The sequence below is a fragment of the Bradyrhizobium sp. MI1.11 genome (assembly GCF_055811255.1).
The window spans coordinates 34,241-55,365 of record NZ_JBVVPM010000013.1 but is presented as its reverse complement, the minus strand read 5'-3'; the positions used below and the strand labels follow the sequence as shown (position 1 = coordinate 55,365).

At 63.1% G+C, this 21,125-nt stretch carries 23 protein-coding genes and 3 pseudogenes; 17 read left to right on the top strand and 9 right to left on the bottom strand.

All coding sequences use genetic code 11. The features are described 5' to 3' along the window. Positions 1–425: 425 nt before the first annotated feature. The 7 genes from AC0L30_RS15630 to AC0L30_RS15600 all read left to right on the top strand — a co-directional run bounded on the left by AC0L30_RS15630 (position 426) and on the right by AC0L30_RS15600 (position 6,607). A complete protein-coding gene (locus tag AC0L30_RS15630; protein WP_354168611.1) occupies positions 426–1,829 on the top strand; it encodes a TldD/PmbA family protein in 1,404 nt (467 codons plus the stop codon). Further along, entirely contained in the window at positions 1,816–2,634 is an 819-nt protein-coding gene (locus AC0L30_RS15625) for an inositol monophosphatase family protein (RefSeq protein WP_219685579.1), read from the top strand. Before AC0L30_RS15630 ends, AC0L30_RS15625 begins: the two co-directional genes overlap by 14 nt. A gap of 60 nt (positions 2,635–2,694) precedes the next feature. Beyond that, positions 2,695–2,937 carry a DUF4170 domain-containing protein gene (locus AC0L30_RS15620; RefSeq protein ID WP_007596929.1) on the top strand — a complete coding sequence of 81 codons (243 nt, stop codon included), beginning with the start codon at positions 2,695–2,697 and terminating at the stop codon, positions 2,935–2,937. Next, positions 2,934–3,647, top strand: a complete 714-nt coding sequence (locus AC0L30_RS15615) for a lysophospholipid acyltransferase family protein (protein WP_219685580.1) — start codon at positions 2,934–2,936, stop codon at positions 3,645–3,647. The genes AC0L30_RS15620 and AC0L30_RS15615 overlap by 4 nt, the downstream gene beginning before the upstream one ends. Next, complete coding sequence (locus AC0L30_RS15610) at positions 3,610–4,956, top strand: 3-deoxy-D-manno-octulosonic acid transferase (protein ID WP_219685581.1); 1,347 nt, start codon at positions 3,610–3,612, stop codon at positions 4,954–4,956. Before AC0L30_RS15615 ends, AC0L30_RS15610 begins: the two co-directional genes overlap by 38 nt. Further along, a complete protein-coding gene (gene lpxK / locus AC0L30_RS15605) occupies positions 4,949–5,965 on the top strand; it encodes a tetraacyldisaccharide 4'-kinase (protein ID WP_473404660.1) in 1,017 nt (338 codons plus the stop codon). Before AC0L30_RS15610 ends, lpxK begins: the two co-directional genes overlap by 8 nt. Before the next feature lie 306 nt (positions 5,966–6,271). Continuing rightward, a complete protein-coding gene (locus AC0L30_RS15600) occupies positions 6,272–6,607 on the top strand; it encodes a GYD domain-containing protein (protein WP_007596925.1) in 336 nt (111 codons plus the stop codon). Between the two features lie 374 nt (positions 6,608–6,981). Here the strand turns inward: AC0L30_RS15600 and AC0L30_RS15595 are convergent, their stop codons facing one another. After that, positions 6,982–7,176 (bottom strand): hypothetical protein, encoded by a 195-nt coding sequence (locus AC0L30_RS15595; RefSeq protein ID WP_083869876.1) that lies wholly within the window; start codon positions 7,174–7,176, stop codon positions 6,982–6,984. A gap of 496 nt (positions 7,177–7,672) precedes the next feature. On the opposite strand from AC0L30_RS15595, the gene AC0L30_RS15590 reads away from it, so the two are divergent. After that, positions 7,673–7,978 (top strand): hypothetical protein, encoded by a 306-nt coding sequence (locus AC0L30_RS15590; protein WP_007596923.1) that lies wholly within the window; start codon positions 7,673–7,675, stop codon positions 7,976–7,978. A gap of 16 nt (positions 7,979–7,994) precedes the next feature. Here AC0L30_RS15590 and AC0L30_RS15585 read toward each other — a convergent pair whose 3' ends face one another. After that, positions 7,995–8,222 carry a DUF2093 domain-containing protein gene (locus AC0L30_RS15585; protein ID WP_007596922.1) on the bottom strand — a complete coding sequence of 76 codons (228 nt, stop codon included), beginning with the start codon at positions 8,220–8,222 and terminating at the stop codon, positions 7,995–7,997. A 175-nt stretch (positions 8,223–8,397) separates the two neighbouring features. On the opposite strand from AC0L30_RS15585, the gene AC0L30_RS15580 reads away from it, so the two are divergent. Both AC0L30_RS15580 and AC0L30_RS15575 read left to right on the top strand, forming a co-directional pair. Continuing rightward, on the top strand, positions 8,398–9,222 hold the full coding sequence (locus AC0L30_RS15580; protein WP_473404659.1) for a dienelactone hydrolase family protein: 825 nt from the start codon (positions 8,398–8,400) through the stop codon (positions 9,220–9,222). Positions 9,223–9,466: 244 nt separating this feature from the next. After that, positions 9,467–9,631: a hypothetical protein gene (locus AC0L30_RS15575; RefSeq protein ID WP_007596920.1), complete on the top strand. Its 165-nt coding sequence runs from the start codon at positions 9,467–9,469 to the stop codon at positions 9,629–9,631. A gap of 249 nt (positions 9,632–9,880) precedes the next feature. Here the strand turns inward: AC0L30_RS15575 and xseA are convergent, their stop codons facing one another. Next, entirely contained in the window at positions 9,881–11,503 is a 1,623-nt protein-coding gene (xseA, locus tag AC0L30_RS15570) for an exodeoxyribonuclease VII large subunit (RefSeq protein WP_473404658.1), read from the bottom strand. 137 nt (positions 11,504–11,640) lie between these two features. Here xseA and AC0L30_RS15565 point away from each other — a divergent pair, with 137 nt between their 5' ends. Genes AC0L30_RS15565 through AC0L30_RS15555 form a run of 3 tightly spaced genes read left to right on the top strand, consistent with a single transcriptional unit; the run spans position 11,641 to position 13,501 of the window. Next, positions 11,641–12,651 carry an alpha/beta hydrolase gene (locus AC0L30_RS15565; RefSeq protein WP_473404657.1) on the top strand — a complete coding sequence of 337 codons (1,011 nt, stop codon included), beginning with the start codon at positions 11,641–11,643 and terminating at the stop codon, positions 12,649–12,651. Beyond that, positions 12,648–13,202, top strand: coding sequence for a hypothetical protein (locus AC0L30_RS15560; RefSeq protein ID WP_007596918.1), 555 nt, complete (start codon positions 12,648–12,650; stop codon positions 13,200–13,202). The genes AC0L30_RS15565 and AC0L30_RS15560 overlap by 4 nt, the downstream gene beginning before the upstream one ends. After that, on the top strand, positions 13,202–13,501 hold the full coding sequence (locus tag AC0L30_RS15555; protein WP_007596917.1) for a winged helix-turn-helix domain-containing protein: 300 nt from the start codon (positions 13,202–13,204) through the stop codon (positions 13,499–13,501). The genes AC0L30_RS15560 and AC0L30_RS15555 overlap by 1 nt, the downstream gene beginning before the upstream one ends. Positions 13,502–13,613: 112 nt before the next feature. Here AC0L30_RS15555 and AC0L30_RS15550 read toward each other — a convergent pair whose 3' ends face one another. Both AC0L30_RS15550 and AC0L30_RS15545 read right to left on the bottom strand, forming a co-directional pair. Then, positions 13,614–14,138, bottom strand: coding sequence for a hypothetical protein (locus AC0L30_RS15550; protein ID WP_007596916.1), 525 nt, complete (start codon positions 14,136–14,138; stop codon positions 13,614–13,616). A gap of 15 nt (positions 14,139–14,153) precedes the next feature. After that, positions 14,154–14,507 carry a hypothetical protein gene (locus AC0L30_RS15545; protein WP_354128661.1) on the bottom strand — a complete coding sequence of 118 codons (354 nt, stop codon included), beginning with the start codon at positions 14,505–14,507 and terminating at the stop codon, positions 14,154–14,156. 178 nt (positions 14,508–14,685) lie between these two features. Here AC0L30_RS15545 and AC0L30_RS15540 point away from each other — a divergent pair, with 178 nt between their 5' ends. Next, positions 14,686–15,600 carry a LysR substrate-binding domain-containing protein gene (locus AC0L30_RS15540; protein ID WP_473404656.1) on the top strand — a complete coding sequence of 305 codons (915 nt, stop codon included), beginning with the start codon at positions 14,686–14,688 and terminating at the stop codon, positions 15,598–15,600. Between the two features lie 34 nt (positions 15,601–15,634). Here AC0L30_RS15540 and AC0L30_RS15535 read toward each other — a convergent pair whose 3' ends face one another. Further along, positions 15,635–16,621, bottom strand: coding sequence for a crotonase/enoyl-CoA hydratase family protein (locus AC0L30_RS15535; RefSeq protein WP_473404655.1), 987 nt, complete (start codon positions 16,619–16,621; stop codon positions 15,635–15,637). Positions 16,622–16,795: 174 nt separating this feature from the next. Between AC0L30_RS15535 and AC0L30_RS15530 the strand changes: the two are divergent. Next, positions 16,796–17,008 (top strand): annotated as a pseudogene (locus tag AC0L30_RS15530) (transcriptional regulator); the annotation flags it as partial. Positions 17,009–17,153: 145 nt separating this feature from the next. On the opposite strand, the gene AC0L30_RS15525 reads toward AC0L30_RS15530, so the two are convergent. Both AC0L30_RS15525 and AC0L30_RS15520 read right to left on the bottom strand, forming a co-directional pair. Continuing rightward, complete coding sequence (locus AC0L30_RS15525) at positions 17,154–17,966, bottom strand: Crp/Fnr family transcriptional regulator (RefSeq protein ID WP_473404654.1); 813 nt, start codon at positions 17,964–17,966, stop codon at positions 17,154–17,156. A 336-nt stretch (positions 17,967–18,302) separates the two neighbouring features. After that, positions 18,303–18,840: pseudogene (locus AC0L30_RS15520) on the bottom strand (REP-associated tyrosine transposase). A gap of 62 nt (positions 18,841–18,902) precedes the next feature. Between AC0L30_RS15520 and AC0L30_RS15515 the strand changes: the two are divergent. Beyond that, a pseudogene (locus tag AC0L30_RS15515) lies at positions 18,903–19,241 on the top strand (hypothetical protein); the annotation flags it as partial. Continuing rightward, positions 19,241–19,540 carry a winged helix-turn-helix domain-containing protein gene (locus AC0L30_RS15510; RefSeq protein ID WP_473404653.1) on the top strand — a complete coding sequence of 100 codons (300 nt, stop codon included), beginning with the start codon at positions 19,241–19,243 and terminating at the stop codon, positions 19,538–19,540. The pseudogene AC0L30_RS15515 and the gene AC0L30_RS15510, both read left to right, overlap by 1 nt. 146 nt (positions 19,541–19,686) lie before the next feature. Here AC0L30_RS15510 and AC0L30_RS15505 read toward each other — a convergent pair whose 3' ends face one another. Continuing rightward, positions 19,687–21,000: a hypothetical protein gene (locus AC0L30_RS15505; RefSeq protein ID WP_473404652.1), complete on the bottom strand. Its 1,314-nt coding sequence runs from the start codon at positions 20,998–21,000 to the stop codon at positions 19,687–19,689. Positions 21,001–21,125: the final 125 nt, after the last annotated feature.

The following is a 21,125-nucleotide window of genomic DNA, read 5'->3' as shown; positions in this document are numbered from 1 at the left end:
CCCCCCCCGCGCCCCCCCCCCCCCGCCCCCCCCCCCCCCCCCCGGCCCGCCCCCCCTCCCCCCCCCCCCCCCCCCCCCCCCCCCCCCCCCCCCCCCCCCCCCCCCCCCCCCCCCCCCCCCCCGGCGGGAGTGATCCCGCTTGTTGCTGTTTGACGCCTCACGGCTTTAGTTCTCCCCGCCAGGATTATGTTCCCGGTCGATGCGAGGACCTTAGCGCGGGCCTTTCCGAAACCGCTTAAAAAGGCTGGTTAATCCAACCTCACCGCCGCGCATGATTGACAAGACCTTGGCGCGCATGATTGACGAGACGTTGCGCGCAAGGTGCGAATCTGAGCTTTTGGTGGGCTGAAAATGCTTGAAGTCCGCGCGATCAGGGCACATCTGTGGGTTCCGGTCCCGCAGCCCGCCCCAACAGGATTTCGTTTGTGAACCCTTCACCAAGCTCGACGCTTTCACCCAAGGATTCATCCACAGCCAGCCGCAACCTGTTCGACCAGTCTGCGCTCTCCGATCTCGCGCAGCGGCTGGTGGAGGCTGCCAGGCGCGCCGGCGCGGATGCGGCCGATGCGGTCGCCGTGCGTGGCGTCTCGCAAGGCGTCGAGGTCCGCGACGGCCGGGTCGAGGAATCCGAGCGTTCCGAGGGCGACGATGTCGGCTTGCGCGTGCTGGTCGGCCGGCGCCAGGCGGTGGTCTCCACCAACGACGCCAGCGGCGATGCCGTGACCAAGCTTGCCGAGCGAGCGGTTGCGATGGCGCGTGTTGCGCCCGACGACAAATATGTCGGCCTTGCCGATCCCGCACTGCTCGCGCGCGACTTCCCCGATCTCGATCTGCTCGACCCTGACGTGCCCGCCACCTCGGAACTCGAGCGCCGCGCGCTCGAAGCCGAGGCTGCGGCGCTCGGAGTGAAGGGCGTGACCAAATCCGGCGGCGCCTCGGCCTCTGCCGGAATGGGCGGCATGGTGCTCGTCACCAGCACCGGCTTCCACGGCTCTTACCTGCGTTCCAGCCAGGGCATCTCCGCCACCGCCATTGTCGGCGACGGCACCGGCATGGAGCGGGACTACGATTTCACCTCGGCGCCGCATGGTGCCGATCTGCTGTCGCCCGAGATCGTCGGCCGTTCCGCGGGCGAGCGCACTGTGGCGCGCGCCAATCCGCGCAAGGTCGAGACCTGCAAAGTGCCTGTGGTGTTCGATCCGCGCGTCGCGGGCTCGCTGGTCGGTCACGTCGTCGGCGCCATCAACGGCGCTTCGATTGCGCGCAAGACCAGCTTCCTGAAGGACAAGCTCGGCCAGCAGCTGTTCGCCAAGAACATCCGCATCATCGACGATCCCCTGCGCAAACGCGGCCTGCGCTCGCAGACGTTCGACGCTGAAGGTGTCGCCGTGAAGAAGATCGCGCTGATCGACGAAGGCGTGCTGACGACTTGGCTGCTCGATTGCGCCACCGCGCGTGAGCTCGGTCTCACCACCACCGGCCATGCCCATCGCGGCGTCTCCTCCTCGCCGTCGCCCGGGCCGTATAATCTGCATCTTGAACCCGGCACGCCGACGCCGGCCGAACTGATCTCCGACATCAAGCAGGGGTTCTACGTCACCGATTTGATCGGCTCGGGCGTCAACGGCGTGACTGGCGACTACAGCCGCGGCGCCTCCGGCTTCTGGATCGAGAACGGCGAACTCACTTATCCCGTGAGCGAGGTGACGATCGCCGGCCATCTGTTCGAGATCTTCAAGTCGATGCAGCCGGCGAACAATCTCGAGTTCCGCTACGGCGTCAATGCGCCGACGGTGCGCATCGAGGGTTTGACGCTTGGCGGACGTTGACGCGAACGCAACAGGCGAAGCCATCCTGACGCGCGACGCGGCGCTGCTGCAAGACACGGTGCGGGAGGCGGGCGCACTCGCGCAGTCGATGTTCCGCACCGAGCTGAAGAAGTGGACCAAGGGCGCGTCCTCGCCGGTCTCGGAAGCCGACATCGCCGTCAACGATCTCCTGGAAGCGCGCCTGCGCGCGGCGACGCCCGACTATGGCTGGCTGTCGGAGGAGAGCGCCGACGATGAGGTGCGGCTGTCGCGGCGGATGACCTGGATCGTCGATCCCATCGACGGCACCCGCAACTACCTCAACGGCCACGACGAATGGTGCGTCAGCGTCGCGCTGGTTGAGGACGCCTCGCCGGTGCTGGCCGCGGTGTTCGCGCCGACCAGCGATGAGTTCTTCTTCGCCGCCCGCGGCCAGGGCACGACCCTCAACGATGTGCCGGTGCGGGCGACGGCTGGGTCCGAGCTCGACTTCTCGCGTGTCGCGGGTCCGAAGCCCCTGGTCGAGCGCCTGAAGCCGTCACTGGGCGAGATCAAGCTGCATCCGCGAATCGGTTCGCTCGCGCTGCGGCTGTGCCGGGTCTCCCATGGCGCGCTGGATGCGGCTTTTGCGGGCGGCAACAGTCATGATTGGGACCTTGCGGCGGCGGATTTGATCGTGCAGGAAGCCGATGGTAGGATGAGCGATCTCTCCGGAGATCCCATCCTCTATAACCGCCGGCAAGTCACGCATGGGGTGCTGGTGGCAGCGGGTCGCGATCGTCATGCGAACATTGTCTCGCATTTTCGAAACCGCCCCTTGCCGTGAAGCGCTTTCTCGTGCTTGTCGAACACTGCTTTGCCGGGCAGCCCGTTAGGAACAGAACCGATGCCAGATAGTGCCCCGCAACAACTGCTCCACCTCGTCGTCGGCGGCGAGCTCGTCGATCTCGAGCACAACACCTTCAAGAACCTCGACGACGTCGAGATCGTCGGCCTCTATCCGAACTATGCGACCGCGCACGCCGCCTGGCGTGCCAAGGCGCAGAGCACGGTCGACAACGCGCAGATGCGCTATTTCATCGTCCATCTCCACCGGCTGCTCGACCCGAATCAAGAACCGGCGCGTTGAAAAAGCTGCTTCGCAATACGCTGAGGAGCAGCTTCGTTCAGCGTGCCGTCGGAATCCTGGCGGCGGAATACCTGCGTCTGGTCTGGCGGACGAACAAATTCACGTTCGATCCGCCCGACGTCTATGAGCGCGTCGAGCCGCAAATTCCGGCGATCTTCGCGTTTTGGCACGGCCAGCATTTCCTCACCCCCTTCATCAAGAACAAGGACTGGTACAAGGCGAGGGTCCTGATCTCCCGTCACCGCGACGGCGAGTTCAACGCGATTGCCGCCGAGCGGCTCGGCATCGGCACCATCCGCGGGTCCGGCGACCATGGCGGCGCGTTTCACCGCAAGGGCGGGGTCGGTGCCTTCAAGGAAATGGTGCGGACGCTCCAGGACGGTTGTAATGTCGCGCTGACCGCCGACGTCCCCAAGCGCTCGCGCGTGGCCGGGCTCGGCATCATCATGCTGGCACGGGAATCGGGGCGGCCGATCATGCCTTTTGCGATGGCGACCAGCCGCTTCGTCCGGCTCAAGAACTGGGACCGCACCACCATCAACCTGCCGTTCGGGCGGGGCGCGTTGGTGGGCATCAAGGAAATCCACGTTCCGCCGGATGCGAACGCCGCCACCATGGAAGCGCTGCGGCTCGAGCTGGAGGAGACCTTGAACGAGGCGACCCGCCAAGCCTATGCACAGCTCGGCCGGCCGGGACCTGCAGATGCCTAAATCGCTGCCCGGCTCGCTGCCGTTGACGCTGCGGATGTACCGGCGCCTGGCGCGTGGCCTGGTGCCGCTCGCGCCTGTGCTGATCAAGCGGCGCCTGAAGCAGGGCAAGGAAGATCCCGCGCGGGTCAGCGAACGGCGGGGCCTGTCCCGGGACGTGCGGCCGCACGGTCCGCTGGTCTGGATTCACGGCGCCAGCGTCGGCGAGGTCCTCGCCGCGGCGGCGCTGATCGAGCGCTTGCGCGATCTGAACCTGCGCATTCTGCTCACCTCGGGCACTGTCACGTCGGCTGCTATTGTGGCAAAGCGTTTTCCGCCCGACGTGATCCATCAATACGTGCCGTATGATTCCCCGCGTTATGTCGCGCGCTTCCTCGACCATTGGAAGCCGTCGCTGGCGCTGTTCATCGAATCCGATCTGTGGCCGAACCTGATCCTGGCCGGCGCCGCGCGCCGCGTGCCGATGGTGCTGATCAACGGGCGGATGTCGCCGCGCTCGTTCCCGCGCTGGCGCCGGATGCAAGGCACCATCTCGGCGCTGCTGTCGCGGTTCGACATTTGTCTGGCGCAGTCGAAGACCGATGCCGAGCGCTTCTCGACGCTCGGCGGCCGCGACGTCGTCACCACGGGCAATCTCAAGCTCGACGTGCCGGCGCCGCCGGCCGACCCCGCCAAGCTAGAACGGCTGATGGCGATGACGCGCGGGCGTCCGATCATCGTCGCGGCCTCGACCCATCCGGGCGAGGAGGAGATGCTGGTGGCGGCGCATCGCAGCCTCACCGGTTTCTTCCCGCAGCTCCTGACCGTGATCGTGCCGCGCCATCCGGATCGCGGCTCCTCGATCACAGGCCTGATCACGGCGTCCGGCCTGAAGCCAGCCCTGCGCTCGCGCGACGAGCTGCCGACGGCGACCACCGACGTTTATGTCGCCGACACCATGGGCGAACTCGGCCTGTTCTATCGCCTCTCGGACATCGTGTTCATGGGCGGATCGCTGATCCATCATGGCGGCCAGAATCCGATCGAAGCGATCAAGCTCGGCGCGGCCATCGTCCATGGTCCGCACGTCTTCAATTTCGCCGACGTCTACGAGGCGCTCGATCACAGCGGCGGCGCGCGCCAGGCCGACACGCAGGAACTACTGATCAAGCAGCTCGGCCAGCTGCTCGCCGATCCTGCCGTGCGAAAGAACGTCCAGCAGTCGGGCGCCGGCGTGGTCGAGGATCTCGGCGGCGCGCTCAACCGCACCATGACCGCGCTCGAGCCTTATCTCTTGCAGTTGCGGATCGAGATGGGGGCCGCCAATGCGTGAGCCGGCCTTCTGGTACCGGCCACGTTCCCTCGAATCGTACGCATTGGGGCCGCTGGGTGCGCTCTACGGCGCGATCACGGAACGGCGGATGCTGCGCGAGGGCGTCGACGCCGGCATCCCCGTGATCTGCGTCGGCAACTATCATGTCGGCGGCGCCGGCAAGACGCCGACCGTGCTGGCGCTGACGAAGCTCCTGCGCGAGCTCGGCGAGACGCCGGTGGTGCTCAGCCGCGGCTATGGCGGCAGCCTCAAGGGCCCGGTGATGGTCGACAGCATGCGTCACACCGCGTCCGACGTCGGCGACGAGCCGCTGATGATGGCGCGCGACGTCCCTGTTGCAGTTGCGCGCGACCGCCTCGACGGCGTCGTGCTGGCGAAGTCGCAAGGCGCCACCGTGATCCTGATGGACGACGGCTTCCAGAACCCGCGTCTTCTCAAGGACACCTCGCTGATCGTGATCGACAGCGAGCGCGGCCTCGGCAATGGCAAGGTGTTTCCGGCCGGTCCCCTGCGTGCGCCGCTGAAGGCGCAGCTTGCGCGCACCGACGCGCTGGTCCTGATCGGCGGCGGCCGCGCCGCCGACGCTGTCGCCGCCGAGCTTGCCAGGCGCAACAAGCCGGAGCTGCGCGCGCGGCTGAAACCCGACGCCGGGTCGGTCGCTAGACTGTTGGGCAAGCCGGTGTTCGCGTTCGCCGGCATCGGCGATCCCGAACGGTTCTTCCGCAGCTTGCGCGCTGGCGGTATCGAAGTCGCACGCACGCGCGCCTTCGCCGATCATCACATGTTTTCGAACGACGAGATCGCAACTCTCGCCGCGGAGGCGCAGCGCGAGCAGCAAACACTGGTGACGACGGAAAAGGATCTCGCGCGTCTGCACGGCCGCGAAGGCGTGCCGGACGGCATCGTGCCGTTCGCCGTCCAGCTCGAGTTCGACGACCCGGCTACGCTCCGGCAACTGATCAGCGATCATCTCTACAAGGCGCGCGAGCGAAGATTCGGCAGGCGATAATGTCGGACGGCGGGCGAACCGCGCTCGTTGTGGACGCACGGTGTGACGAAAAGCATTTCATGCGCGGGTGCGATATGTGGCAACCGAGGTGACATGTCGCGGCTGACGAATTCTCTTCCGCACGTTCGGGAGTTGATGTAGCGTTTCATGAGAGCCGTCACCGGGACGTGCCGAACTCCCGGAAATCATCGACGGCGTTTATGCCCACGGCGGGCAGTACCTTCATCATTTCAGATGCAGCGGCCGTAACGACGAGTTCGGAACGGCAGGGAAAGTCATTGCCAAAAACCCAGAGGAGAACATGCCATGCATTTTTGCCTCACCGGACAATACACACCACGCGCTCTCAATGCCATTTTGGAGAACCCCAAGACCGATCGTCAGGAGGCGGCAAGAAAACTTATCGAAGCGGCCGGCGGAAAGCTGATTTCGATGTTCAGCGTTGCGGCCGACGGCCCAGGCGTTTTGGTGATTTTCGATGTGCCTGATCCGGGTGCGGCTCCGGCCATTTCCGGCCTGACCGTCACGGCGGGCACCCTGCAGAACGTGAAACTGACGCGGCTGTTCACGCAGGACGAGATCAAGCAGGTCCGCCAGAACGCGGCGAAGCTGCGCTCTTCGTATACCCCGCCCGGAAGCTGACATCCGGATCTGAAGCGAAGCCGCCGCAGTCCGAAGCGGCGGCAACGCTCACCTCACAGCAGGAATAATGTTTGCAAGCCGAGGCGAAGGCCTTCCAGCCTCCGTTGACGAACCATGCTGTACGCTGCGTGCTGCGTCCGCGCCGTCGTCCGACCGGACGTGCTTGCCAGCGACCTCGGCAACGGCCTGCGATTGCGGTTCAGCAGTCAATCATGCTCACCACGCCCCAACGGCCATCAATCCGATAATGGTCAGGCACGAGGCGCAGGCTACCATGGCGGTATAGTACTCGGGTGTATTCATTGCTGCCTCCCAAACTGTTGCCAACTGCTTGGTCACTGCTACGCGGGAGAGATCGCCGGTCTCGGGCCGCTTCAATTCGGCGCGCGGCGACCGGTCTTGCGCTGTGTGTCCGTCCTCTCATCGTCACCCTGATCCGGATGATGATGCGCTTCGAGAGCTTCAAAGCGTTCAGCTGCGATCAGAAGCTGTTTCCGCATTTCAGCGAGGCGGGCGCGGCAATATTCACGATAGAGCAGGTCTAATATGGTGGGCATGATCACCCCCATCGTTGATTTTCGATTTCCAAATAATCCACCGCGAATTTTCGAGGTGATCGTAGCCCGACAGATGGCTCTTCGATATGAGCCCGTTCACAGACTGCGCCAATTCCAGAGCTCAGTGGCCGTTTGGTTGACTTGATTGTCTGTGCGATAAAAAGAGCAGGGCCAATTACCTAAGATGAAGCATAGCGGCGCTTTGTTTCACCAAGACTTCGTCAAACAACCTAAGAGCGCCAATCGCAACAAAGAATCCAACCACAACGCGAAATGGCTAACCACGGAGTGCAAGCACTCTTCGATGCAACGCGGATCGGCATAACGGAAATCGTCTCGGCTGTGCGAGCAGCATTTCTGGTGCGTGCGAACATGCCTCGTGAAAAAGCTGCACCGCTCGTGCTGTGCCGGCAGGGCAGCTGCGCTTTGCCCATCCGACACAGCAGCCTGCCATTCACGCGTCGTTCATCGCAAAACTCCTAACCGTTCAGACGACCAGGAGAGTTCGATGAAGTTGCCGTTCGCCGCCGTTGCCGCCAGCCTTGTGTGTCTGATCATTGCGCCGGTGTTTGCACAAACGACTCCGCCGGCTCCTCAAACCACCACCGTGCCGGTGCCCGCGACCAAGCGCGTCACCTGCCTCGCGACAACTCAGAACCTGAAGGGACAGGACAAGCGCGACCAGATGCAGCTCTGCATGGCGCAGGCGCGGCTGGATTGCCTCAAGCAGGCGATCGATCAGAAGATCGTCGGCGAGCCCAGGAAGAGTTTCATCAAAACCTGCGTGGGCACGGATGGCGCGGAGCAGCAATAGACGCGCGCCCGCGGCCTCAGGCTTGCGGCTTGGGCGCGCCCGGGTAATGTCGCTCGAGCACGGCGGCGGGTGTGGCGTAGGCTTCCTGCAGGTCCACGCTCCAGTATTTCAACTCGTCGAGCGGGATGCGCGTATCGGTGATCGCGCAGCGCACGAAAGTCCCCGGCGAGATCACGCGGAAATCGCCGTCGAGATATTGCACCTGCGCTTCGCCATGGCCCGAGGGGCCGAACTTGTTCAGCACGGTCGAAAGTCTCCGTGGAAGGCCGCTCCGGGGTCACCTTGGAGGGCACGATGTGTTGGACGGGATGTAGCATAAATAGGGTGGCTTGTCCGCCCGGTAAACCCACCGGTTTGTGATGTTTTGGCGCCGTTTCCGCGTGATAGTGCTTGAGCGAAGGATCCAACGGCAAAGTTCGATGCGCCTTCCGTTCACCGCCCTGTTCCTGACGTTCCTGATCTCGGCCGCGCACGCGTCGCCGGCGCCGCAGCCGGTCGAGATTCCGCTGGCGTCCGGCGTGCTGCATGCGCAGCTCTACAAGCCCGAGGGCACCGGGCCGTTTCCGACCGTGATCGCGCTTCATGGCTGCGGCGGCCTCGGTGGCCATTCCGATTCCGTCCTGCCGCGCTATCGCGACTGGGCCGAGCGGCTGCTCAAATCCGGCAACGCCGTGCTGCTCCCTGACAGCTACGGCTCGCGCGAGCTCGGGCCGCAATGCCGCGTCAAGGACATCCACGTCAAGGCGCGGCGCGAACGCGTCACCGATATCGCGGCGTCGCGCGCCTGGTTGATGAAACAGAGCTGGGTTGCGCGCGACCGCGTCAGCCTGATGGGGTGGGCGAATGGCGCCAGCGCGCTGCTCTGGGCCGTTCGTCCGCAAAACCTTGCGCGCGAGGTCGGCCCGGATTTCCGCGCCGCCATCGCGTTCTATCCGGACTGCAGGATTTCCGCAGGCCTCGGCTGGAGCACACGGGTGCCGACGCTGGTGCTGATCGGTGGCAATGACGACGTCTCGTCGCCGCCGGCCTGCCGCCAGATGGTCGATGGCGCGCATGGCCGCAGCGCGCTCGCGCGCATCGTGGTCTATCCCGGCGCCTATCACGACTTCGACCGCGCCAACACGCCGCTGCACGCAGCTGCCGGCAGCACCGACGCCGCCACGCCCGAGCACGGCCATCTCGGCACCGATGCGGCAGCGCGCGCGGAATCGCAGAAGGAAGTTGCGGAGTGGCTGGCGCGGTGACGGCAGTGCCGTAGCCCGGATGAGCGTAGCGATATCCGGGTAGGTCCGTCCCGCATATCGCTGCGCTCGTGCGGGCTACATGTGCCGAGCGGGGCCGCCCTTGGGAACAACAGCGGACAGCCCCGCATCGACCACCGCCCTGCACGGAAAATGGCCGACCGTGACTCTACGGATCCCGCGCCGTGTGGGTTTCAGCCCGTGCCGACGCCATCATTCGACCACGATGTCGATTAAACGCAGTCCCATGCGCAACCGCTTCGTCCTGTTCTCCTCCGCCCTGATCGTTTTCACCGTCGCGGTCTTCCTGTTCGAAGCCCATCTGTTCGAAGCCCATGCCGGCGCGCCACAACTCGCGCCGGAACATTGCGGTTTCTGGACCACGATCGACGCGGGCTTGTCCTGCCGCTGAGACGCGCAGTCTTGTAGCCCGGATGAGCGTAGCGATATCCGGGGCCGCTGGTCCCGGATGTCGCTACGCTCATGCGGGCTACGACAGCGATTTCGTGGCACGCGTCCCACACACTCACTGTCATCGCCCGGCTTGACCGGGCGATCCAGTACGCCGAGACGCCTGTGATTGATCGAGAAGCCGCGGCGTACTGGATTCCCCGCTTTCGCGGGGAATGACGCCGAGGGTGACGCGATGCCGTCGCTCCAGCTAAAACAAATTCCCCTGATCCACCGGCTTGCCCACGCGCTTTGGCGCTGGCTTCGCCTCCTGCGCCGCCGCCTTGGCTTGCGCCGGCGCGCGTTTTGCCGTCGGTGCTGCACGATCCGCATCCGCGGTCGCACCCACGCGTCCATCCGCAAACTCGATCTCGACTCTTGCACCAGGCCCGATCGTGTCCGCCGAATGCAGGGGATGGCCGGCCTCGTCGCGCACCAGCGCAAAGCCGCGCGCGAGCACGCCGCGATAAGACAGCGCGGAGAGCAGCTTGCCGCTGTTCTCGACGCGGGCATCGAGCCGCTGCAACAGCGTCATCTGCGCCCGGCCCGCGCGCTCGGCAAGGCGATGCGTGCGCTCGCGCTGGCGCGCAATCGCGTTGCGCTGCGCCTGCGCATTCGAGAGCTTTGAGGCACGCAACCGCACCTCCAGCCCGGCGAAGCGGTCGCGCCGCCGCCGCAGCAGCGAGCGCGTGGACAGTCCGAGTCGCTCGCCGCACACCGTGAGGCGATGATCGGCCTGCGCGATCTGGCCATGCAGCACCCGCAGCGTCAGCTTGGCGCCTGCGGCGGTGAACCTGCGGAAATGCGCATGCGTGTTGGCCTTGAGGCAGCGGGGCAGGGACGCACCCGCCGAATCCAGCCGCTGCCGCGGGATCGCCAGCAAATCGCCTGCCGCCGGCAGCGCGCGCGCGGCGGCACGCAGCTCGCTGCGACGGCTCTCCTGGCCGCGTTGCCAGCAGGACCGGGTGCGTCGCCCGAGATCGCCGACCTCGACAAAGAGATCGCTGCGCACCGGCACGGCCATCTCGGCCGCCGCCGTCGGCGTCGGCGCGCGCTTGTCGGCGACGAAATCGATCAACGTGATGTCGGTCTCATGCCCCACCGCCGAGATCAGCGGGATCATGCTCTCGGCCGCGGCACGGACCACGATCTCTTCGTTGAACGACCACAGATCCTCCAGTGAGCCGCCGCCGCGCGCGACGATCAGCACGTCCGGGCGCGGAATCTTGCCGCCCTCCGGCAGCGCATTGAAGCCGCGGATCGCGGCCGCGACCTGCTCGGCCGAGCCTTCGCCCTGAACTTTCACCGGCCACACCAGCACGTGGCGGGGAAAGCGGTCCTCCAGCCGATGCAGGATGTCGCGGATCACGGCGCCGGTCGGCGACGTCACCACGCCGATCACCTCCGGCAGCCACGGCAGAAGCTGTTTGCGCGCCTCGTCGAACAGGCCTTCGGCGGCGAGCTTCCGCTTACGCTCCTCCATCAGCGCCATCAGCGCGCCGATGCCGGCCGGCTCCAGCGCCTCGATCACGATCTGGTATTTCGAGGAGCCCGGATAGGTCGTGAGCTTGCCGGTGGCGATGACCTCGAGCCCCTCCTGGGGCTTGAAGCGCATGCGGCCGTGCACGCCCTTCCAGATCACCGCCTCGATCTTGGCGCTCTCGTCCTTGAGCGCGAAATAGCAATGGCCGGAGGAATGCGCGCCGCGGAAGCCGGAGATCTCGCCGCGGACCCGGACATGGCCGTAGGTGTCCTCAACCGTCCGTTTCAGGGACTGCGAGAGCTCGGAAACGGTGAATTCGGGTGTGTTGAGCAGGGGTTCCGCTGAAGGCATCGGCAAACGATTCGGCATTTGGGGATCAGACCCGACGTTAAGGATTTTTGCGGCGCCGCGCCAATCCGGGGATTGACCAAGAGAGTACTCTGTCATATAGAGTTCTCTATAGTTGGTGGGTTTGAGGGGAGTGGATCATGGCAGTTCGATTGCTGCGCGGCGTGTTGAACGGAATGAAATGGGCCCTCTGTGCGGTCGGCGCCGTGGCGCTGATCCTGGCCGCGATGATCGCAACCCCGCTGACGCGGCCGCCCGAGATGCGATCGGTCTCCGACTCCGCCAAGGGCATCGATTGGTCCACCCTCCCGCCCCTAGAGCGCTTCCAGGCCCGCGACGGCACCTGGATCGGTTTCCGCCACTACGCTGCCAACGGCCCCGCGACCGGCCGCGGCGCGATCTTCATCCATGGCTCGTCCGGCTCCAGCGGCACCGTCAATCATGCCCTGACCCATGCCATCGCCTCGCGCGGAGTGGAGACCTGGGCGCTCGACATCCGCGGCCATGGCGGCTCCGGCACGCGCGGCGACATCGGCTATGTCGGCCAGCTCGAGGACGACCTCGTCGATTTTGTCGCCGAGGTGCGCAAGACCGCGCCGGAGCTGCCGCTCACCTTGATCGGCCATTCCGCCGGCGCCGGCTTCTCGCTGCGCATCGCGGCGACACCGATCATGCAGGACATGTTCGTGCGCACCGTGCTGCTCGCGCCATATCTCGGCTATGACGCCCCGACCAATAAGCCGCATGCCGGCGGCTGGGCCAATGTCGACCTGCCGCGCTTCTTCGCGCTCGCCACGCTGCGCAAGCTCGGCATCGACTGCTGTTCGCAGCTTCCGGTGCTCGCGCTCGCCGTGCCCGCGACTTCGGCAAAGTACCTCGTCTCCACCTATTCCGATCGCCTGACGCGCAATTTCGCGACGCGCGGCTATCGCATCGATCTTCCGGCGACGACACGTCCGGTCACGATCTTCGGCGGCGCCGAGGACGAGATGATGATCTCGGACAAATATGCGGAAGTCGTGCAGGCCATCAAACCGTCGGTCGATGTCAAGATCATCGACGGCATCAACCATATGGGCATCGTCACCAACCCGAAGGCGATTTCGGTCATCGCCGACGATGTGGCGACGCGCGGGGCAAGGCAGTCATGATCGACAGCAAGGAAGCGTCCGCGGCGCTGGCCGATATCGACGACATCGTCCAGCGCGTGAAGCAATCGCAGCTCTATGAGCTGGCGAGCTTTGCTGCCGTCTGGTGGGGCCTCTTGGTGTTCGCGGCCAATCTCGTGACCTGGCTTTGGCCGGTCTATGCGGTCTACGCCTGGGTCGCTGCGGACACTTTGGGCGCCGGCGGTCTGGTGGCGCTGCGCATTTTCAATCCGCCGCATCACTCCCATGGCGCCGCTTTCAACGTCAGACTGCTTCTGGTGTTCGTGCTGTTCTTCGCCTTCGGTTATCTCTGCACCAACGTGATCGGTCACTTCGGCCCGCGCCAGCTCGGCACGTTCTGGCCGCTCTACTTCATGCTGTTCTATACGCTGGCCGGTCTCTGGTTCGGCTATGCCTTCATGGCGATCGGTGTCGGCATCTCCGCGCTGACGCTGATCGGCTACTTCTACATCGGCGAGGCGTTCCCGCTCTGGATGGCCTTCGTCAATGGCGGAGGCCTGATCCTCGGCGGCCTCTGGATGCGGCGGATCTGATGGCCGAGCTCGACGACATCATCCACCAGCCGTTGCGGCTGAAGATCATGGCGGCACTGAACGCGCTGCCGGCCGCGACAGGATTGGAGTTTTCCCGGCTGAAGAAGCTCACCGGCGCGACGGACGGCAATCTCGGCGCGCATATCGAGACGCTGGCCAAGGCGGGCTACGTATCGGTGGAAAAAGCCTTCGTCGGCAAGAAGCCGCAGACCACGGTCATCGCCACCGCGGCAGGCCGCGGCGCGTTCGCGCGGCATGTCGCGACGTTGCAGGAGATCATTGCGGGGAAGCAGGTCTGATCTTCCAATAGGTCTGATCTTCCGAAGCTGGCGCGCTCGTTGTTCGCTTGCCACCAGGCCCACATCGCTATGCTGCGCATACGTCACCGGGTTGTACGGGATGCGAAGAGACTTAGTTGCGAGCCGGCGCCGGAGTCGACGAGTATTCTTCCGCTGGTCCGACCTTAAACAGAAGCAGAAAGATCAGAACGTGACTGACAAGTAGCAAGGGGACGTAAAGTGCGGGCACGTAAATCCCTGCGCCCATCAGACCGGGATCTCTGAGCTGTGTCACTCCCATGTAGTATGCGTTCAGGAGGTCGATCGTGCCCCAGACATTGAAGACCCAAACAGCTGGAATGGCGATCGACCAGCGCCGGGAGAGTGCCGCCATCGAGCCAAGGGCCAAGGCCGCGGCGATGAAATCGCCCCATCCGACCTGACGGGCGAAATCCGGATTCAATTCCGGCGACACAAATCCAGTCACCAGGAAATTCATCCCAAAGAATCTGAAGGCATGAAAGGCCGCAATCAATCGCAAAGCCTCAAATCGCGGCAGGCTACGCAGCCATGGCCAGACATAGATGTAACCGATCGCTGAACTTGTCAGGAAGGCGCCGACGACGCTCAGAACAAATGGCAGGTTGATGGCGGGCATTTCTCTGCCTCCTCGCTATTGCGGGCGTTCCGGGCTGGCCAGAAGCAACCGAAGGGGCAGCAACGGACCGACCGCGATGTACTCGTGATCGACGAGGCCTTGCCGGGCCAGCGGCAGATCATCCATGATCGCGTGCGCTTCCGCCACATCCCTGGTGTCGAGCAAGAAGACAGCACCGCGGCCATCGGCACGCGAGAACCATTCCCGGATTTTCCCGCCGACGTAGAGCTGCACGGTCTGTCGGACTTCGGCCGGCATTACAGCCATGACCTGTTCGCGTGTGACGTTGCTCTTGGCCGTCAGGATAACCATCACCCCAGTTGTTACGGGCGATAGGTTTTGTGTTTGGGCAATGGATGCTTCAGTCATGGCAAGGGCTCCTATGAGGATGAAGGTGAGGGCGGCGTTCCGGACTTGCGTCATCGTTTTCAGGCTCCGACTCTGGCGCGATAGGCAACCAAGTCACCCGCCGGCGTGGCGTCTCGCTCTGCAACTGAACTTAAGAAAGCTTTCGTCGGTCCACTATCCGCTATAAAGTGGACAAGCCATGAAGCAGAACTTCACAATGAAGCAGGGCACGATCGATGGTGTGGAGGCATTCCTCAGCGTTGCCCGGCACCGCAGCTTTCGAAAGGCGGCCGCAGAGCTGGGCATCACCCCATCGGCGATGAGCCAGGCGGTGCGCGCGCTCGAGGCGCGCATGGGCGTTGCCCTGTTCGTTCGCACAACGCGCAGTGTCGGCCTCACTCAAGCTGGCGAGCAATTCCTGTCCCGCGCCAGACCAGCCTTTGAAGAGCTCATCGCGGCCGGAGCTGCCGTGCGCGAACTCGGGCAACGTCCCGTCGGGCTTTTGCGGCTCGCCGTTCCCAGAGCGGTCGTTCCGCTGATCCTGCAGCCGGTCATCCTCTCGTTCTGCAAGGCTTATCCCGAGATCGAAGTGGAGATTGCTGCCAGCGAGGAGCGAGTAGATCTCGCCGCCGGAGGATTTGACGCCGGCATCCGGATGGGTCAGTTCATCGACGCCGACATGATTGTGGTCAGGCTTTCCCAGCCCTTCCCGTTCGTCGTTGTCGGGAGTTCCGATTATCTGCGCGCACGGACACGACCGAAGCTTATCGACGACCTGCGTGGCCATGCCTGCCTGCGTCTGCGCCGGCCGAACGGATCAGTCGTGCCGTGGTCGTTTCTCGACGGCAACAGAACGATCGAGGCAGTCGTCTCGGGTCCGCTTGTCGCGCACGATTATCCGACGCTGATCGAAGCGGCAGTGGAGGGTTTGGGACTTGCGCAGGTGCCTGGCCCACCTGTTAAGGCTCATATCTCGGAGGGCCGATTGCAGGCGGTGTTGACGCGCTTTGGCACGACAACGCCCGGCCTTTTTCTCTACTATCCGAGCAAGCGCCAAATCTTGCCGAAACTGCGCGCTTTCATTGACCATCATGCCAAGTCTCGGCGCCGTTGACGCCTGCACTCACTGGGCCGCCCCGGTGTGGCGGTCAGCGCCCGCGGAAGGCGGGAGCACGCTTTTCCCCAAGCGCCCGGAAATATTCCTGGTGATCGTCGCTCTGAGCCAATCGAGCCAGTTCAGGAAACAGCGCCGCGTACGCGGCTTCCTGACCTTCGCTCAGCGCGCGATGGGCCGAGGCGATTGTCGCTCGAATTCCAAGCGGAGCCGCGGCCGATATCCTGCGAGCGACTGCGATCGCCCGATCAAGTTGCTTTCCGGGCGGCGTCACGTATTGAACCAATCCCATTCGGTAGGCCTCATCGGCGCTCCATTCGTCGCCTGTCAGCATGTAGCGCATCGCATTTGCCCAACCCGCTTCCCGGACGAACGTGATCGGTGCACCCCCAGCAGGGAAGTGTCCGCGGGTGACCTCTGGTTGGGCGAACACGGTATCGCTCGCTGCAACGCGGACATCTGCCGCCAGGAAAAGCTCATGGCCTGCACCCTGGCATTTGCCCTGGACGGCGACGACGAGTGGCTTCTGCCTGCGAGGAGGTATCGTGCCGACGGGATTGATGAACTCAGACATTTCCGGGAACTTGCCCGTGCGCAAGACTGGCGCCCAGCTGTCAGGATCGAGCACACCGCCAACGAAGTCGGAGCCTTGGGAGTAGAGGACTGCGACGCGCAGCGCGTCATCGTGGTCGAGCATATACATCAGGCGACCCAAGCCAATGACGCTTGATAGGTCGACACGGTCGGTCTCCTGCCGAATGCCGATCAGCAGAATTGAGCCGTCCACGCGTTCCACTCTGACATTGCTTGGCATTGTGCCCGAACCCGTTGGAGCAGAGGCAACCGGGGATTGGACCTGCGCAGAACTCGGGCCCCCAAGCAGAACCGTGGCGCCTGCACTTGCAGCTAGAAACGCTCGGCGATGTATTCCGCCCGCGTTCTGCTCAGAAAGCCGTCGAGAAGGCGGCGAATAAACTTCTTTCTGGTGGAGTTCATCGCGCTTTGCGGGGATGTCGTTCATCTCAGTGTCTCCTTTGAGAGCTTTGAAATTGCGGAGGAGAGATACGACGCATGCTCGACAGGGGCTATCCAGGATAAAACTCATAGGGTGTGAAGGAGAACTTCACAGTCAAATGATATGGCGAGCGACATTCATTCCTACGATGTCAAGCCATGAGATGACTCGCCTCGCCCCGAATTCGCGCGGCTGAAGAAGCTCACCGGCGCCACCGACGGCAATCTCGGCGCGCATATCGAGACGCCGGCCAAGGCGGGCTACGTTTCGGTGGAAAAAGCCTTCGTCGGCAAGAAGCCGCAGACGACCGTCACCGCCACCGCCACCGGCCGCGTCGCTTTCGCGCGGCATGTTGCGACATTGCAGGAGATCATCGCGGGGAAGCAGAGCTAGGACGTGTATTCATAAACGTCGGCTTACTAACGCAAAGCGGAAGTCTCCCACCACGGGCGTGATCGACGGCTTGTGACCCGTTGTGGACCTGCGCCGACTGCTACCTAATGGCAGCTTCTGACCGAAGGCGGTCATCGCATGGTCTCTACTTCTCCGCCCGCGAAACGGCTCTGGATTCACCCCTCGCTCCGCCGGACGAGACGATGGCGCTTTCCCGGAACGGCGCACGGGTAGGCTGGGGCGCCGACAATTCCTGGCAATACATCCGATCGATCTTGCGCTGCATAAGCGCATAGCAGTCGCATGCGACCCTCTCGAGCCGCGCCCGATCGATCTCAACAAATCCGCGCCGGTCGGAGGGGACGGCTCCGGCCTCGCGTAGCTTGCTCATCGTCAGAGTCACTGTCGTCCGCCGCACCCCAAGCAATTGCGCAAGCGCCTCCTGCGTCACCGGGAGGAGGTCATCGGGAACGCGGTCGTGAAGCTGCAGAAGCCACCGCGACATGCGGCCATCCACCCGGTGCAGCGCGTTGCAAGCGGCTACGTGCTGGAGTTGCAATAACACCGCGCGGGCGTGGAGCTGAACGACATTCCTGATGGCCGCGCTTTGCGCATAGGCATCCCGAAATTTGGCGGCGGAAATCAATGATGCTGTGCCCGCCATGCGTGCAATCGCGGTCACGGATGAAAGCGATGGGCCGAGTACGGAGAAAGAGGCCAAAGCGCCTTCCCGTCCCATCAAGGTGGTTGCGACCGTTTGCCCGTCCGGCATATCGAGCATGAAGGCGATTGCGCCGCTATGGGGAAAATAGACCGGGTCCATCTCATCGCCCGAGCGCACCAAAACGGCATCTGGCCCAAAGGAGACCTTCCGGAAGTGGGGCGTGAGCAAGCCGAGATCCGCCGGCGGCAGCGCCGCCAAAAGCCGATTCCCGATGCCGGTACGGTAGAGGGTCACGATGCTTTCTCTTGTGAAAGAGCATCCATTGAACGCCGGTATCCATCTCTTTCATTCACTATGATTATCCGAATACGAGTTGCGCGAAACGCAACCATCCAAACAGAGCCATTGGTCGAGATCAAGCACGGACATTTGCGGAGACGCTGCCGGCGTCTCGCCGCGCAAGCAGGATCTTGCATACATCATACTATTCACGCCCGTTGGGCGACTCGGCGAGCGGGACCTGCGGGATGATCGAGCGATGATGGTTCCGGAAGCGCCCGCTCTTGGCTTCCTAGCTGACGTCTTCAGCTCGTAGGATGGGTTGAGCCCTTGCGAAACCCAATCGCTTCTCTATCCCCGTTCTCCGAAATCGCGGCCGTCATGCGACTGATCGCCGGCCCAATCGGCCGGGTAATTGCCGAGCTTTATGTGGCGATGAAACGAGGAGGGCGCCCAGTCACGGACTCTGTCGACGAGCCCGTGCTTGACCGGATTGATATGAACATAGTCTACATGCCGCGCGACATCGGCTTCGTCGCGAATGGTATGCTCCCAATATCTGCGTTGCCAGATGCCCCGTTCACCTCTAGCCGCGCGGCTTGGGCATATCCTCTCGTTGCGCGCCAGACCGCGCGAAAAGGTGGATTTGATCAACTGCCAGCGCATTGCAAAAATCGGCATCACCTTCTGGCAACGTCCACACCGTGTGAAGGTGATCGGGCAGCACCACGATGGCATCGGTCGTGAATGGATGGCGTCGGTGCGTTTCACGAAACGCCGTACGCAACAACCCGATATGATCCGTCAGCAACGCTAGCTTCCGCTCCGCGAGGTTGACGGTGAAGAAGAAACACCCACCCCAAACGAAGTTGCGGCGGTACGAGGTCATGACGGGACGTTACCACGAAACAAGTGCGATGGGTTTCGCAAGGGCTCAACCCATCCTACGGGCTGCGCATTTTCAATCCGCCGCATCACTCCCATGGCATCGCCTTCAACGTCAGACTGCTTCTGGTGTTCGTGCTGTTCTTCGCCTTCGGTTATCTCTGCACCAACGTGATCGGTCATTTCGGTCCGCGCCAGCTCGGCACGTTCTGGCCGCTTTACTTCATGCTGTTCTACACGTTGGCGGGTCTCTGGTTCGGCTATGCCTTCATCGCGATCGGTCTCGGCATCTCCGCGCTGACGCTGATCGGTTATTTCTATATCGGCGAGGCGTTTCCGCTCTGGATGGCCTTCGTCAATGGCGGAGGCCTGATCCTCGGCGGCCTCTGGATGCGGCGGATCTGATGGCCGAGCTCGACGACATCATCCACCAGCCGTTGCGGCTCAAGATCATGGCGGCCCTGAACGCGCTGCCGGCCACCGGCGGACTGGAGTTTTCCCGGCTGAAAAAGCTCACCGGCGCGACCGACGGCAATCTCGGCGCGCATATCGAGACGCTGGCCAAGGCGGGCTACGTGTCGGTGGAGAAGGCGTTCGTCGGCAAGAAGCCGCAGACGACGGTGACGGCGACCGCAGCCGGTCGCGGCGCGTTTGCGCGGCATGTGGCGACGCTGCAGGAGATTATTGCGGGGAGGCAGGTTTAGGCTCGGCAGGACTGGTACAGTTGGGTGAGCGATCAGCGACCTTCAAGAAGACGGTGCCCAGGGGCGGATTGCGCGACCGACGGCTACAATATTGAAAACGGCTGACGAATTCTTAGCGGAAATCAGCAATTGTACCTGTATTGGAATCACACTGCCCCCGCCACCTTGTCGGCGACGAGCAGGCTGACCTCCTTCTGGATAACTCGCCTGCAAATGGAACGTAATTGGCTGAGCATCCACTGTTCTTTGCCGCTGAGTCGATGCTTGCCTCTATGTACGATCTGTGAGCGCACATCATAGATCTCCGTAAAACGTTTATGCAATTCGGTCCGCTCCTCTTGGCTCGACCCAATGAGGTAAGCGCACCTGTTCCTCAGCAGTTCATTCAGGCTGATGTCCTTCGGCGCAGCCTTATCGCCGAGAAGAATTTCCAGAACCACCATCGCTTGCACATATTGCAACAGATAGTCCGGGCCGGTCACGCTATCGAAATACCACTGCGAGGCGAGCAGAATTGATTCTGATTTGACGCCCATGCCAAATACGCTCGCCATTTGACCAAGGATACCCTCGGACCACGAGGCCTGCCTTTCTGGGGAGTTGACCCAGCCACCAAGCGTGTGCATTCCCAGTCGCTCCATCGCGCGGGAAAGGTTCTCATCTAGCTCCAGCCTGTGCCGGGCCTCGTACTTGGCTTCGGATGTCCTGCGGTGGACGAAGTACGACCAACGCGGCGTCGCCACCGAATACTTTGTGCTTCGGTCGAACAGTCGCAGCGCGAGCCCCAGACCATAGAATGCACGAAGCGTTCTCTGGGCTTCTGCATCCGGCGAGGAGCCGCCGTAACCGCCAATGAACCCCTGCACGTCGACTTGCAAATGTACCGCATTCTCCTTCCATTCCCCGCCATAATCCGACGACAGTAAGCCAAGCAGGCCACCCACCAACGGAGTACGCTCCTGGTTGGGCATTAGAGGCAGCTCGTTCACTAGCTCTGGATTTGTCCTAACGGTGCGAACTCGAGGACCGAGATGGCGGTAAGTCTTGCTAGGAGCCAGGGCTGACCAAAGATCGTCGGGCAATGGGAACGTCAGACGGTATTCTTGTGGAAGGGAAACAAACTCTTCAATGAGCCGCACCGCAACTGCGGTCGCATCGCTGAAGCCGTCGACTTCACACAGAGATTGACTTTCAATCTGAGAGTATTCCGCATCTCGCAGTTCGTCGGTCAACTTGTCACGGATGAACTCCGAGAGAGGCTGCTCATCGATATACGATAACAAGTTATCGTGGACCGGTCCTTTTTGCGGAAGTGCCTCGTCCGCCATGTAGAGCAGCTCGTGCCCCTTACCGGCAGAGCGCAAAAGAAATTTGCCGTTATGCACCTTCAGATGTGAAAGCGCAGCGCTGACAAGTTCGACAAGCCGCACCTTGCAATTCGGATGAAGGTCAATTGGCATTCTCGAAACCTGCACATTTGAATGATTCGAAACCGCAGCAGTCTACACATGCCCCAAGCCCATACCAACTTGGGGGTCACAGATGCGAACGGTGTGCTTCAACGACTCAATTACGGTGACAGTGA

Coding starts and splice junctions, on each gene's coding strand:
- AC0L30_RS15590 (WP_007596923.1), top strand. CDS start 7,673: ATGAAGTTGCCGTTCGCCGCCGTTGCCGCCAGCCTTGTGTGTCTGATC.
- AC0L30_RS15595 (WP_083869876.1), bottom strand. CDS start 7,176: ATGGGGGTGATCATGCCCACCATATTAGACCTGCTCTATCGTGAATAT.
- AC0L30_RS15555 (WP_007596917.1), top strand. CDS start 13,202: ATGGCCGAGCTCGACGACATCATCCACCAGCCGTTGCGGCTGAAGATC.
- AC0L30_RS15600 (WP_007596925.1), top strand. CDS start 6,272: ATGCATTTTTGCCTCACCGGACAATACACACCACGCGCTCTCAATGCC.
- AC0L30_RS15620 (WP_007596929.1), top strand. CDS start 2,695: ATGCCAGATAGTGCCCCGCAACAACTGCTCCACCTCGTCGTCGGCGGC.
- AC0L30_RS15540 (WP_473404656.1), top strand. CDS start 14,686: ATGAAGCAGAACTTCACAATGAAGCAGGGCACGATCGATGGTGTGGAG.
- AC0L30_RS15505 (WP_473404652.1), bottom strand. CDS start 21,000: ATGCCAATTGACCTTCATCCGAATTGCAAGGTGCGGCTTGTCGAACTT.
- lpxK (WP_473404660.1), top strand. CDS start 4,949: ATGCGTGAGCCGGCCTTCTGGTACCGGCCACGTTCCCTCGAATCGTAC.
- AC0L30_RS15575 (WP_007596920.1), top strand. CDS start 9,467: ATGCGCAACCGCTTCGTCCTGTTCTCCTCCGCCCTGATCGTTTTCACC.
- AC0L30_RS15545 (WP_354128661.1), bottom strand. CDS start 14,507: ATGACTGAAGCATCCATTGCCCAAACACAAAACCTATCGCCCGTAACA.
- AC0L30_RS15610 (WP_219685581.1), top strand. CDS start 3,610: ATGCACAGCTCGGCCGGCCGGGACCTGCAGATGCCTAAATCGCTGCCC.
- AC0L30_RS15535 (WP_473404655.1), bottom strand. CDS start 16,621: ATGAACGACATCCCCGCAAAGCGCGATGAACTCCACCAGAAAGAAGTT.
- AC0L30_RS15580 (WP_473404659.1), top strand. CDS start 8,398: ATGCGCCTTCCGTTCACCGCCCTGTTCCTGACGTTCCTGATCTCGGCC.
- AC0L30_RS15550 (WP_007596916.1), bottom strand. CDS start 14,138: ATGCCCGCCATCAACCTGCCATTTGTTCTGAGCGTCGTCGGCGCCTTC.
- AC0L30_RS15510 (WP_473404653.1), top strand. CDS start 19,241: ATGGCCGAGCTCGACGACATCATCCACCAGCCGTTGCGGCTCAAGATC.
- AC0L30_RS15560 (WP_007596918.1), top strand. CDS start 12,648: ATGATCGACAGCAAGGAAGCGTCCGCGGCGCTGGCCGATATCGACGAC.
- AC0L30_RS15565 (WP_473404657.1), top strand. CDS start 11,641: ATGGCAGTTCGATTGCTGCGCGGCGTGTTGAACGGAATGAAATGGGCC.
- xseA (WP_473404658.1), bottom strand. CDS start 11,503: ATGCCTTCAGCGGAACCCCTGCTCAACACACCCGAATTCACCGTTTCC.